This is a genomic window from Allobosea psychrotolerans, assembly GCF_002917105.1.
Lineage (GTDB): Bacteria > Pseudomonadota > Alphaproteobacteria > Rhizobiales > Beijerinckiaceae > Allobosea > Allobosea psychrotolerans.
Map to the genome: position 1 here is coordinate 66,500 of NZ_PQFZ01000002.1, position 11,954 is coordinate 78,453.

An 11,954-nucleotide genomic window follows, 5' to 3' on the forward strand; every position below is an offset into this window, starting at 1 on the left:
CGACGGTGGCGCGACATCTCTTTCCAGCGCGCCTTCGGACTTCCGTGCAATGCAGAAAAAGCGCGGCGAAGTCAATAAACTAGAGAGCGATGTCCATAAATGCGACACGGCTTTAGGGCGATATCGCGCTTTGAACTAGCAACGAGGCCAATACGGACATGATCGACGCCACGCCGGAACCGCTTGTCCTGATCCCGGGGCTGAGCTGCGACGCCTCCCTCTATGCGCCGCAATGGCCGGCTCTGGCAGCCGGCGGCAGGCCGATCCTCGTCGCCGATCATGCGCAGGACGAAACCTTGGACGCCATCGCGCGACGGCTGCTCGCTGCGGCCCCGCCGCGCTTCGCGCTCTGCGGGCTGTCGATGGGCGGGTATATCGCCTTCGAAGTGATGCGGCAGGCGCCGGGGCGCGTCATGCGCTTGGCGCTTCTCGACACCAGCGCCAAGCCGGCCACGCCGGAGACGAACACACCGCGCGAACAGATGATCGCTCTGGCGCAGAAGGGGGCCTTCGACAATGTCACGACCTTGCTCTGGCAGCGGCTGGTCGCGCCGGCGCGCCTTGTCGACGAGCCCTTGCGGTTGCTTGTCAGGCGGATGGCGGACCAGGCCGGTGCGGAAGGCTTTATCCGGCAGCAGCGCGCGATCATGACACGGCCCGACTCGCGGCCCGGGCTGGCGGCAATTGACGTACCGACGCTTGCGCTGGTCGGCGCGGAAGATCTGATCACGCCGCCGAGCGAGGCGCAGGAGATCGCGGCCGGGATCGGCGCCAATGCCAGGCTGGTGGTCGTGCCGGGCTGTGGTCACCTTTCGACGCTTGAGGCGCCGGATATCGTGACCGATGAGTTGCTGGCCTGGCTCAGCTAAAGAGTTTTCGGGCCAAGTGGATGCCGGATCGCGTGAAGACAACGCGTCAAACAAAGATCCAGGAGCAATTGAAGGATCCAACCAGATCGGAAATCGCTCTCAAATCTCAGCGCGGGACCACGCAGGGGTCGAGTCGGGTCTGGTTCGCCGACTTTTGAAGCGAACCCGTGATCATCGGATCGACCGGCTTGCCTTTCGAGGCGGCGGAGGCGACCTGCGTCAGGCGTTCAGTGTCGAGCTTGGCGGTCTGGTTCGAGACGAAATTCACTGCGACGACCGACAGGAATCCGATCGCAGCGGCGGCCTTGGCGACGTCGGCGACCATTGTGCCGCGTTCGTTCTTCCAGAAGAGTTCGATCAGCCGCATCTGGCCTGCTCCGCCCATTCGAGCGCCAAGGCACCCCTGGCCATGACCTTGCGCCAGCAGCGGTAAAAAGACGGTTAGCAAACCATTGCCGCGATCCGGCGCAATTTATGAAACCGTTATGGAAGTCGCGCGGTGTCGAGCTCCGGGGCGGGCTGGCCATTGAGTCTGGCGCGGTTGTTGCGAAACAACTCCCGCAAAGCGCCGAGCACGGCAAGAACGGCGGGCCGCTGCCGCGAGACGTCATGCGAGACCAGGAATATCTCGTCTGCCGTCTTGTCCGGCGGCGGCTGCAGCCGGATGAGAGTCTCATCGGCATCGCCCATGAAACAAGGCACCATGGAGACCGCGCCGGCTGAACGGACGCTTTCGTAGCGCGCGGCTGAATCGCCGACGCGCGCCGCAACGGGGCGGCCCGCAGCCCATTCCAGGATATGCTCTTCGATCCGCGACGACACGTCCCGGCTGACCGAGATGATCGGCGCCGTCGCAGGGTCGATGTCCCGCCGGACATAGAGCGCCTGCACAAGCCGCCCGATTTTCTGGGCGAAATAGCCTGGCTGTTCCGGCACCTTGCTCATGCGCAACGCGATGTCGGCCTCGCCCCGCGCGAGGTCGAGCTTGTCGCGGGTGCTGATGATGACGATCTCGACCCCTCCGGCGGCGGCGGAAATCGTCGTCGCATGCATAGTCAGGAACAGGCTGATCGAGGTCGTGGCAGTGACCCTCACCGGCGCGCTATCCGAGGCGCGGGCGGCCCGCGCCCGACTGGCGAAACGCTCAGTGGCGGCAGCGACCTCGCTTGCATCCTGCGCCAGGGCCTGACCGAGTTCGGTGAGGATCAGGCGATTGGCGGCGCGCCGAAACAGCTGCAGCCCGAGCCTTGCCTCGAAAGCCTTCAGCCTCCGGGCGACCGTAGCCTCGCTCAGTCCAAGTTGCGCCGCCGCCACGGCCAGCGCCCCGCTCGTGGCGATGGTGTGGAAGATTCCGATGTCGTCCCAGCCGGAGGAAACCAGATCGCCGTGGCGTCGAGCTTGAGAGGGAGGAGGCTGCCCCATGCGGTCACCGGCCAGGCTTGCGGGGAGCGAGCGACATGGCTCGCGAAGACGTGACGGGGATCGCGGAAGGGCTTGTTCGACATGCCGGCAAGGTGCCGGCTCGGAGCCGTCTTGGCAGCCCTGTAGCCGTGATGGGCAGGCCTCCAAAAACGACAGGGTGCCAATGGCCTGGCCACGCTTGCCAGGCCAGACGCCTCACAGGTCGATCAGCTCACCGGCAAAGGCCGCGCGCTCCTGGATGAAGATGAAGCGGGCTTCCGGCTTGTTGCCCATCAAGCGCTCGACTGTTTCCGAGGTCTCGTCGCGGGCCTCGTGCTCGACCATGACCTTGAGCAGGATGCGCTTGGCCGGGTCCATGGTGGTTTCCTTGAGCTGGGCCGGCATCATTTCACCCAGGCCCTTGAAGCGGCTGATCTCCGGCTTCTTGCCCTTGAAGACGCTGTCGATCAGCTCGTCCTTATGGGCATCGTTGCGGGCATAGACCGACTTGCCGCCATGCTGGAGCCGGTAAAGCGGTGGCACGGCGAGGTAGAGATGGCCTTTCTCGATCAGGCGCGGCATCTGCCGCCAGAAGAAGGTCACCAGCAGTGAGGCGATATGGGCGCCGTCGACGTCGGCGTCCGTCATCACGATGACCTTCTCATAGCGCAGGTCGTCCTCGCGGAACTGCAGGCCGATGCCGCAGCCCAGAGCCAGGATCAGATCGGCGAGCTGCTGGTTGGCGTTGAGCTTGTCGCGCGTGGCATTGGCGACGTTCAGGATCTTGCCTCGCAACGGCAGAATGGCCTGCGTCGCGCGGTTGCGCGCCTGCTTGGCCGAGCCGCCGGCGGAATCGCCCTCGACGATGAAGAGTTCCGAGCCCGCGGCGCCCGCGCTCGAACAATCCGCAAGCTTGCCGGGCAGGCGCAGCTTGCGGGTTGCGGTCTTACGCGAGACTTCCTTTTCGAGGCGGCGGCGAAGGCGCTCCTCGGCGCGGTCGACCGACCAGTCGAGCAGGCGCAAGGCCTGCTGCGGCGCGGCAGCGAGCCAATGGTCGAAGGCGTCGCGCACCGCGTTCTCGACGATACGGGCGGCCTCCAGCGTCGCCAGCTTGTCCTTGGTCTGGCCCTGGAATTCCGGCTCGCGAATGAAGACCGAAAGCATGGCGGCGCAGGTCGCCATCACATCGTCGGAGGTGACCTGGGCCATGCGCTTGGACTGGCCGAGGCGCTCGGCATGGTCGCGCAGGCCGCGCAGCAACGCGACCCGCAGGCCCTGCTCATGCGTGCCGCCCTCCGGCGTCGGAATCGTGTTGCAATAGGAGGAGGAGAAGCCGTCCTCGCCGGTTGCGAGCCAGGCGATCGCCCATTCGAGCGAACCATGGCCGCCATCTTTGGTGATCTTGCCCGAGAAGATCGGCTCGGCGACGAGGTCCTTGCCCTCGATCTCGCGGCCGAGATAGTCGCGCAAGCCGCCGGGGAAACGAAAGACGGCTTCCGCGGCGACATCGCCTTCCGGCTGCAGCAGCGAGGGCGCGCAGCGCCAGCGGATCTCGACGCCGCCGAACAGATAGGCCTTCGAGCGGGCCATGCGGAACAGGCGCGCGGGTACGAAATGCGCGCCCTCGCCAAATATCTGCGCATCGGGGTGGAAGCGCACGCGCGTGCCGCGCCGATTGGCGACCGCGCCGACCGTCTCCAGCGGCCCCTGCGGCAAGCCGCGCGAGAAGTGCTGGCGGTAGAGCATCTTGCCGCGCGCGACCTCGACCTCGAGCCGGTCGGACAGCGCATTGACCACGGAGACGCCGACGCCGTGCAGGCCGCCGGAGGTCTCATAGGCCTTGGAGTCGAACTTTCCGCCGGCGTGCAGCGTCGTCATGATGACTTCGAGCGCCGATTTGCCCGGGAATTTCGGATGCGGGTCGACAGGAATGCCGCGGCCGTTGTCGGTCACGGCGATCGAGCCGTCCTCCAGCACCTCGACATCGATGAAGCTGGCGTGTCCCGCCACGGCTTCGTCCATGGCGTTGTCGATCACCTCGGCGAAGAGGTGGTGCAGGGCGCGCTCATCCGTGCCGCCGATATACATGCCGGGGCGGCGCCGTACGGGCTCCAGCCCTTCGAGCACCTCGATCGCCGAGGCGTCATAGCCGGCTTCGGACAAGGTGCCGTTGCGTGGCGGCGCCGAGGCGGGAGAGGGCTTTGCGGTATGGGTGGGCGCGGACGCCACGGCGCGCGGCTCCGGCCGTGGCTGCGCCGGGGGCTGCCGGTCACCATCCCCACCGAAAAGATCGCCGTTCTCCGTCATGGCCTTGGTCGATTCCCTGATTCGCAACTGCGAATGATAGCGCAGGCGCAAGCAAACCGCGCTGCGACACCGCCTATAGGCGCAAATGGTTTGAGGAAAAATGCGACAGGGCGCATCATGCAGCGTGGCGCTGTGGACAGCGTGTCACGCATACGTCACGAGACTCGGCAAATCAGTCCGCAACCGGAGCTGTTCAGCCCGCGTTAACCACGCTGGAGCGAGGATCATCAAATGGCTCCCGGGGCCATATGGATCGCCGCAAGGCGACACGGCCCCGGTTATAGGAGGTTATCGTGACGTTGCGTCAGTCTGTGCCGAACATCAGAGTCGCGGGTCTCGAACGGGCGGCCCGCATGGCCGGCGAGGCTTTCGGCCACGAGGATCTCGGCCCGCTTCCCAGATTCGCCTCCCAGGCGCCGCAGACCTCGCATGTTGTCTGGCTGCTTGCCGCGCTCGCGGCGGTCGCCGGTTTCGCGGCCCTCATCCTGCGCTGAGACGGCGCGCCCGGCGTCCTCCGACGAAATATCAACCTTTCGCCCTGTAGGGTGCTCTCCGATCCCTGGGTTTCTGGAAGCGTCCTTGCGTTTCGCTTCGACACGTCGTCGCGCCGGCGGGCCCGCTTCGCTCGAACAGGCGAAGGGCGAAGATCGCGGAGGTGTCGGCATGCGCAGCGTGATCATCAGCGATTTCGGCTCGGTCAATGGCGGCGCAGCCAAGGTCGCGATCGAGAGCGCGCGGGGGTTGGCCGAGGCCGGCGTCGAGATTGTCTTCGCCTGCGCCATCGGCCCCGTTTCCGACCGCCTCGATCATCCGCGCATCCAGGTCGAGATGTTCCGGGGCGAAGAGATCTGGAAGGTCGGCAGCAAGCTTGCCGCCGCGCGCCAGGGCATCTGGAATGCACCGGCCCATGCCTTTCTGAGCGCGCTTTTGTCGCGCCAGCCGGCAGGGACGCTGGTGCATCTGCATCAATGGACCAAAGCCTTCAGCCCGGCCGCGATTGCGGCGGCAGGCGAGAGCGGGCTGCCGGTCGCGATCACCATGCACGACTATTTTTCATTCTGCCCCGTCGGCGGCTATTTCGACTTCAGGGCCGGCGCGCCCTGCACGCGCGAGCCGATGTCGGTCAGCTGCATCGCCAGCAATTGCGACCGCGCCTCTTACGTCCACAAGCTGGTGCGCGTCGCCCGGCAATGGCGCTCGGACGAGGCGATGCGCAGCCTCAAGGCGCCGCTCTTCATCCATGTCAGCGATTTCGCCCGGCGCTTCGCCGAGCCGTTCCTTCCCAAGACCGCGCGCCATGCCGTGGTCGAAAACATGATGGAAGCCGAAAAGCGCCCGCCGGCGGACGTTGCGAGCAACCGGCATGCGTTGTTTCTGGGGCGTTTCACGCAGGAGAAGGCTGGCGACATACTGGCGCGTGCGGCACTGATCGCCGTCATGCCGGTGCGTTTCGTCGGCGAGGGGCCGCTGGCGGAGGAGATCGCGCGGATCAATCCTCACGCCGAGATTCGCGGCTGGGTTCCAGCCGAGCGCGTGTTCGACGAGATCGCCCAGGCGCGCTGCCTCGTGTTGCCTTCGCTCTGGTACGAGCCGGGGCCTCTGGTGATCGCCGAGGCGCGCTCGCTCGGCGTGCCGGTCGTGCTGGCGCGCACCACCGGCCCGGCGAGCTGGATTGTCGACGGCGAGGATGGGCTGTTGGTCGATGGTGGCGATGTCGCAGGGCTGGCGACGGCGCTCGACCGAATGAAGGACAAGGCCGTAGCGGCAGCGATGGGGCAGACTGCCTATAGTCGCTACTGGGCCGACCCACTGACGACGGAGCGCCATGTGGCGCGCACGATCGAGGCCTATCGCGGCGCCATCATGGGCGCGCCGCCACTGACCGCCTCGGCCTGAGGTAGAGCATGCCTTGCCGGAATGGCGTCAAACGAAAGCTTCCGGCCAACTTTCCTTCCGCCTGAGCGCAATCAGGTTATAGCCCTTCGTCCGATCGCGCTTATAGGCATCAAGCTCCTCCGCCTGCGTGATGGCGACGATGGCGTCGTCGCACAGGAGATGCACGAGAAGGCCGCGCTCCTCGATAATATGGCGCGTCAGTGCATGCGTGGGGTCGGAGCCGTGATCCTCGTAGATCACCAATGCATCCTGGGCGAGGGCGCATTCCATGCCCGTAAGGGCCTCCCGCTCGACCCCTTCGACGTCAAGCTTCACGACCAAACGGCGCCCGGACCAGCCCTCCCGTTCGAGCAATTCATCGATGGTGATGGAAGAAACGATCTCGCCGCTCGAGTCCTGGCCTGCGGCGGCAATGCCGCGCGCCTCATGAGCGGCGTCGCTCAGCGAGACCGCGATGTCCGAGCGGTCGAGAATGGCGCGATGGAAGAGTTTGATTTTGTCGAGATGAGGCTCGGCATTGGCAACGAGCATGGCGAAGGTCGTGGCCGACGCTTCTACCGCGAGGACGGGCTTGCCACCGCCACATGAGGGCGCGGCGACGAAGACGGACCAATAGCCGATATTCGCTCCGCAATCGACGAAGCTGTAGTCGATATGGGCCAGAAGCCGGAGGAAGCGGGCCATTTCAGGCTCGTGGTCATAGGATCGCAGCAACATCCGGTTCCAGTAGGGATCGCGGGCAGGGAAACGCACCTCGGCGTCCTGCCCCAAGCGGATGCGCGCCGTTCGATCGGTCCAGACAGCAGAGCCCACGAGGCGGCAGGCCTTGTAGAGGCCGCGTTGCATGAGCGGACGCGATAGCGCGCCATAGCTGTCGAGCGCGCCGATGAGCGCGCGTTCGCGCCATCCGACATCAATCAAGCGGCCGGTTGTGCGGTCAACGGCAATGTCGGTCATGGCGAGCTTTATCTGGGGCCTGGCGCCCGGTCCCTACCGCAAGAGCTTTTCGGCAAGGTAAAGGCGATCGTCGAAAATGAAATATCGCAGCCCGGCCACGTATTGGCGCCAAGCGCAAAAATACCGGTGCGGCGTCATCTCGAAACGCGCCACATGCTGCATCGTGAACTCGATATCGCTCTCGATGAAGTCGTCGTTGAAGGTGCCGCCGGCCTTGATCAAGGCGTTGCGCTTCTTGAGCGTGTCGAGCGCACCGGCCCAGTTTATCGCAACCTCATCGGAGGACACGGCGCATGGGAGACCGCAGCCCGAACTCAGTGCGTTTTGCGGAACCAGGCTCCCGACCGAACCGCGGCCAACAGCATCGTGCCGTAGACCATGAGCGCCAGGCCCAACGCGGCAAACAGCGCCTGAAGCGAGCCGCTCAGGCGCAGCACGAGCCAGCCGCCGCCGAGCGCGATGGCGAAACGCACGAAGCCCGCCGTCACGGGCCATAGCAACCGGCCCGCGCCCTGCGATGCGAAATAGAGAGCAAGACCCAAGCCGAAGAAGCCGTAGGTCGGGCCGACATAGCGCAGATACTGGCTGCCCGTCTCGATCGCGCCCGGAGCGGCCGTGAACAGGCCTAGCCAGGCGGCAGGCCAGAGCGCCGCCGCCAGCCCGATCGCTTCGGTCATGGCGAAGGCGATGCCCCCTCCGATCATCGCGACCCGCATCGCCCGCTCGGGCTGGCCGGCGCCGATATTGGTGCCCACGAGTGCGACCAGCGGCGCGCCGAGGCCGAAGACGAGCGGGATCAGGAGATACTCCAGCCGCGCCCCGGTGCCAAAGCCTGCCACCGCATCGACGCCGGCATGGGCCGCGACCATCGCGGTCGACAGCGCGATGGTGAGGTTTGTGAACAGCGAGGTGATGGAGCCGACGGCGCCGATGCGCAGGATGTCGGCGAAGATCGCCCAGCGCAGACGAATCCAGGCGAAGCGCACGACATTGCGACCGGACAGGATATGCCAGCCCAGCACAACCGCGCCGCCGAGATAGAACAGCACCAGCGCAGCCCCGCCGCCGGCGATACCGAGCGCGGGAAACGGCCCCCAGCCAAAGATCAGCAGTGGCGAGAGAGGCACCAGCAGCGCGACGCCGACGCAGATCACCAGCGCCGGAACCAGCATGTTGCCGGTGCCACGAATGACGCTGGCTAGCCCATTCATGATCCAGAGGAGGGCGGTGCCGGCAAAGACCACATCGGAATAGGCCAGCGCCGCCTCGAGTTCGCCCCCCTTGCCCCCGAGCGCCTGGTAGATCGGCCGGCCGAAGGCGAGCATCACGACCGAGAAGAACAGGCCGAGCGCGAGATTGATCAGGATCGCATGCAGGACGATGGCGTCGGCCTCGCTGCGGCGGCCGGCGCCGAGCGCGCGCGCCACGGCGGACGAGATACCGCCCCCCATCGCGCCGGCGGAGATCATCTGCATCAGCATGACCGGAGGAAAGACCAGCGCCATGCCGGCGAGCGCGTCGGTCCCGAGCCGCGAGATCCACCAGGTCTCGATCAGCCCCGTTGCCGATTGCGCCAGCATGATCAGGATATTGGGCCAGGCCATGTGCAGCAGCATCGGCAGGATCGGATCCTGGAGCAGGCGCAGGGTGCGCGCGCTATGGGCCGGCGCCATGGCGGTCGTCGGGGCGGGAACCGCGCTCATGCGCCCGACTCCGCGGCAGCAGCATAGCGCCGCTTGATCGCTGTCGTCGCGGCAGGGCCAGGCGCATGGCGGAAGACCGGGTCCGAGAGCGGCCGGCCGCTGATGCGATCAATCAGGATGGGCTCGGCCACAGCCCCGGTTTCACCGTTCAGGATGATGACGCTCGCACCTTCCGGTGCGAAATGACGGTTGCCCCAGGTCAGCAGCGCCTGCAGCACCGGGCGGAAGTCACGTCCTCGCTCGGTCAGCAGATAGTCGAAGCGCGTCGGACGGTCGCTATAGGGGCGCTTTTCCAGCAGGCCGCTTTCGATGAGGCCGTTGAGCCGTCGCGTCAGCATGTTCGGCGCGATGCCTAGGCTGGCCTGGAAGCCGTCGAAGCGCGTGATGCCGGCGAAGGCGTCCCTCAGGATCAGGATGCTCCACCATTCCCCGACACGCTCCAGGCTGCGCGCGACCGGACAGCTCATCGCGCCGAAATCCTTGCGTCGCATCAGTCGATTCCTGTTCTATGACTTGCATGATGATAGCCAGCTTGCCTCGACTTTCATCATGCAAGTTTCAAGTGGCACCCTTGCGCCGAGCACAAAAAAAACCGGGGCATTTCTGCCCCGGTTTCGCAGGTGGACCGCGAGACGCGCGGTCGGGAGGAAGCGTGATTCCGCCTGAGCCCGAAGGCTCAGTAGGAGTAGTACATCGCGAACTCGACCGGGTGCGGCGTCATCTCGAAGCGCGCCACATCCTGCATCTTGAGTTCGATATAGCTCTCGATGAAGTCGTCGTTGAAGACGCCGCCGGCCTTGAGGAAGGCGTTGTCCTTCTTGAGCGAGTCGAGTGCTTCACGCAGCGAACCGCAGACGGTCGGGATCTTCTTCAACTCGCGCGGCGGCAGGTCGTAGAGGTCCTTGTCCATCGCCGGGCCCGGATCGATCTTGTTGATGATGCCGTCGAGACCGGCCATCAGCATCGCGGCGAACGCGAGATAGGGGTTCGCCATCGGATCGGGGAAGCGGACCTCGACGCGCTTGGCCTTGGGCGAGGTCGTCCACGGAATACGGCAGGAGGCCGAACGGTTGCGCGCGGAATAGGCGAGCAGAACCGGGGCCTCATAGCCCGGGACGAGGCGCTTGTAGGAGTTGGTCGAGGGGTTGGTGAAGGCGTTCAGCGCCTTGGCGTGCTTGATGATGCCGCCAATGTACCAGAGGCACTCCTGCGACAGGTCGGCGTACTTGTTGCCGGCCATGACGGGCTTGCCACCCTTCCAGATCGACTGGTGGACGTGCATGCCCGAGCCGTTGTCGCCATAGATCGGCTTCGGCATGAAGGTCGCGGTCTTGCCGTAGCTCTGGGCGACGTTATGGATCGCGTACTTGTAGACCTGCATGGTGTCGGCCATGTGGGTCAGGGTGTCGAACTTCAGGCCGAGTTCGTGCTGGGCCGAGGCGACCTCGTGGTGGTGCTTCTCGACCTTGGCGCCCATGGCCGCCATGGCCGCCAGCATCTCGCCGCGCATGTCCTGCGCCGAATCCTGCGGCGGGACGGGGAAGTAGCCGCCCTTGGTGGCGATGCGGTGGCCGAGATTGCCGCCTTCATAGTCGGTCATGCCGTTGATCGGCAGTTCGACGTTGTCGAGCTTGAAGCCGGTGTTGTACGGGTCGGCGGAGATCTTGACGTCGTCGAAGACGAAGAACTCGGCCTCGGGACCGACATAGATGGTGTCGCCGATGCCGGTCGACTTCAGATAGGCCTCGGCCTTCTTGGCGATGCCGCGCGGGTCGCGGTTATAGGGCTCGCCGGTGGCGGGCTCGAGCACGTCGCAGGTGATGACCATGGTCGCTGCGGAGAAGAACGGGTCCATGACGGCCGTCGTCGGATCCGGCATCAGCAGCATGTCGGACTCGTTGATGGCCTTCCAGCCGGCGATCGAGGACCCGTCGAACATCGTGCCCTCGGCGAAGATGTCCTCATCGATCATCGTGACGTCGAACGTCACATGCTGCCACTTGCCGCGCGGGTCGGTGAAGCGGAAGTCGACATACTTGACGTCGTTGTCCTTGATCGCCTTGAGGACATCCTTGGCGCTCTTCATCTCAGCATTCCTCTTGAAAGCAGTTTCTCAACATTGACTGATCCGCGGTGTGTCCAAACCACCGGGACGCAGAACCTTCGGGTCGGGATTGAAGCCCTTAGATCGCGTCCGCGCCGGTTTCTCCGGTGCGGATGCGGATCGCCCCCTCCACCGTCGATACAAAAATCTTGCCATCACCAATGCGGCCCGTCTGGGCCGCCTTCTTGATGGCCTCGATGGCGGCCTCGACCATCTCGTCGGCGAGTACGATCTCGATCTTCACCTTGGGCAGAAAATCGACGACGTATTCGGCGCCGCGATAGAGCTCGGTATGGCCCTTCTGGCGCCCGAAGCCCTTGGCCTCCAAAACGGTGATGCCCTGCAGGCCGACCTCCTGAAGCGCCTCCTTCACCTCGTCCAATTTGAACGGCTTGATGATCGCCTCGATCTTCTTCATGCGCCGACCGGCCTCCCTCGCGCGTGATGAGACCTGGACTTCCCTCCAGGCTTGCGAACCGCCTGCTCGCCGCCGAAAACATCGAGGGCTCCGTCAATCACGACCCCACCGTCTCGTCAGGCGAGCGAAACACCCGCTCTTCTTGCTCATAGCATCGGCGTATGCCCCCCGCCACGTGGAAGAAAGCCTCCCGGCGCCTGATGATAGGGCAAAAAATAGCACATAAATTAGTCATTTGACTATTTTAAGGGCAATTACCTTGACGCCACTCCGTACTTGCCGGACATGAGCGGCTTCTG

At 65.1% G+C, this 11,954-nt stretch carries 12 protein-coding genes; 3 read left to right on the forward strand and 9 right to left on the reverse strand.

Translation table 11 applies throughout. From position 1 onward, the window contains the following. Window positions 1-158: 158 nt before the first annotated feature. A complete protein-coding gene (locus CYD53_RS03350) occupies window positions 159-869 on the forward strand; it encodes an alpha/beta fold hydrolase (protein ID WP_103716739.1) in 711 nt (236 codons plus the stop codon). 106 nt (window positions 870-975) lie between these two features. Here CYD53_RS03350 and CYD53_RS03355 read toward each other — a convergent pair whose 3' ends face one another. The 3 genes from CYD53_RS03355 to parE all read right to left on the reverse strand — a co-directional run bounded on the left by CYD53_RS03355 (window position 976) and on the right by parE (window position 4,577). After that, a complete protein-coding gene (locus tag CYD53_RS03355; protein WP_103716740.1) occupies window positions 976-1,236 on the reverse strand; it encodes a hypothetical protein in 261 nt (86 codons plus the stop codon). Between the two features lie 116 nt (window positions 1,237-1,352). Continuing rightward, on the reverse strand, window positions 1,353-2,291 hold the full coding sequence (locus CYD53_RS03360) for a LysR family transcriptional regulator (protein WP_103716741.1): 939 nt from the start codon (window positions 2,289-2,291) through the stop codon (window positions 1,353-1,355). A gap of 195 nt (window positions 2,292-2,486) precedes the next feature. Continuing rightward, complete coding sequence (parE, locus tag CYD53_RS03365; RefSeq protein WP_103717085.1) at window positions 2,487-4,577, reverse strand: DNA topoisomerase IV subunit B; 2,091 nt, start codon at window positions 4,575-4,577, stop codon at window positions 2,487-2,489. A 293-nt stretch (window positions 4,578-4,870) separates the two neighbouring features. On the opposite strand from parE, the gene CYD53_RS29830 reads away from it, so the two are divergent. Both CYD53_RS29830 and CYD53_RS03370 read left to right on the forward strand, forming a co-directional pair. Next, complete coding sequence (locus tag CYD53_RS29830; protein ID WP_146055806.1) at window positions 4,871-5,071, forward strand: hypothetical protein; 201 nt, start codon at window positions 4,871-4,873, stop codon at window positions 5,069-5,071. A gap of 169 nt (window positions 5,072-5,240) precedes the next feature. Further along, window positions 5,241-6,473 carry a glycosyltransferase family 4 protein gene (locus tag CYD53_RS03370; RefSeq protein ID WP_181011699.1) on the forward strand — a complete coding sequence of 411 codons (1,233 nt, stop codon included), beginning with the start codon at window positions 5,241-5,243 and terminating at the stop codon, window positions 6,471-6,473. Window positions 6,474-6,500: 27 nt separating this feature from the next. On the opposite strand, the gene CYD53_RS03375 is transcribed toward CYD53_RS03370, so the two are convergent. From CYD53_RS03375 to CYD53_RS03400, 6 genes are all read right to left on the reverse strand, one after another. After that, window positions 6,501-7,430 carry an FkbM family methyltransferase gene (locus CYD53_RS03375; RefSeq protein ID WP_103716743.1) on the reverse strand — a complete coding sequence of 310 codons (930 nt, stop codon included), beginning with the start codon at window positions 7,428-7,430 and terminating at the stop codon, window positions 6,501-6,503. 33 nt (window positions 7,431-7,463) lie between these two features. Beyond that, entirely contained in the window at window positions 7,464-7,652 is a 189-nt protein-coding gene (locus CYD53_RS03380) for a hypothetical protein (protein WP_146055807.1), read from the reverse strand. A 92-nt stretch (window positions 7,653-7,744) separates the two neighbouring features. Further along, window positions 7,745-9,133, reverse strand: a complete 1,389-nt coding sequence (locus CYD53_RS03385) for an MATE family efflux transporter (RefSeq protein WP_103716745.1) — start codon at window positions 9,131-9,133, stop codon at window positions 7,745-7,747. Further along, window positions 9,130-9,624: a winged helix-turn-helix transcriptional regulator gene (locus CYD53_RS03390; protein ID WP_103716746.1), complete on the reverse strand. Its 495-nt coding sequence runs from the start codon at window positions 9,622-9,624 to the stop codon at window positions 9,130-9,132. The genes CYD53_RS03385 and CYD53_RS03390 overlap by 4 nt, the downstream gene beginning before the upstream one ends. Before the next feature lie 185 nt (window positions 9,625-9,809). Continuing rightward, window positions 9,810-11,219, reverse strand: coding sequence for a type I glutamate--ammonia ligase (gene glnA / locus CYD53_RS03395; RefSeq protein ID WP_092165467.1), 1,410 nt, complete (start codon window positions 11,217-11,219; stop codon window positions 9,810-9,812). Between the two features lie 97 nt (window positions 11,220-11,316). Beyond that, the gene (locus CYD53_RS03400; protein WP_066620066.1) at window positions 11,317-11,655 is read right to left on the reverse strand and encodes a P-II family nitrogen regulator; all 339 of its coding nucleotides are present in this window, start codon (window positions 11,653-11,655) and stop codon (window positions 11,317-11,319) included. Between the last annotated feature and the right edge of the window lie 299 nt (window positions 11,656-11,954).

Coding starts and splice junctions, on each gene's coding strand:
- CYD53_RS03375 (WP_103716743.1), bottom strand. CDS start 7,430: ATGACCGACATTGCCGTTGACCGCACAACCGGCCGCTTGATTGATGTC.
- CYD53_RS03360 (WP_103716741.1), bottom strand. CDS start 2,291: ATGGGGCAGCCTCCTCCCTCTCAAGCTCGACGCCACGGCGATCTGGTT.
- CYD53_RS03400 (WP_066620066.1), bottom strand. CDS start 11,655: ATGAAGAAGATCGAGGCGATCATCAAGCCGTTCAAATTGGACGAGGTG.
- glnA (WP_092165467.1), bottom strand. CDS start 11,219: ATGAAGAGCGCCAAGGATGTCCTCAAGGCGATCAAGGACAACGACGTC.
- CYD53_RS03385 (WP_103716745.1), bottom strand. CDS start 9,133: ATGAGCGCGGTTCCCGCCCCGACGACCGCCATGGCGCCGGCCCATAGC.
- CYD53_RS03370 (WP_181011699.1), top strand. CDS start 5,241: ATGCGCAGCGTGATCATCAGCGATTTCGGCTCGGTCAATGGCGGCGCA.
- CYD53_RS03350 (WP_103716739.1), top strand. CDS start 159: ATGATCGACGCCACGCCGGAACCGCTTGTCCTGATCCCGGGGCTGAGC.
- CYD53_RS03390 (WP_103716746.1), bottom strand. CDS start 9,624: ATGCGACGCAAGGATTTCGGCGCGATGAGCTGTCCGGTCGCGCGCAGC.
- CYD53_RS03355 (WP_103716740.1), bottom strand. CDS start 1,236: ATGCGGCTGATCGAACTCTTCTGGAAGAACGAACGCGGCACAATGGTC.
- parE (WP_103717085.1), bottom strand. CDS start 4,577: ATGACGGAGAACGGCGATCTTTTCGGTGGGGATGGTGACCGGCAGCCC.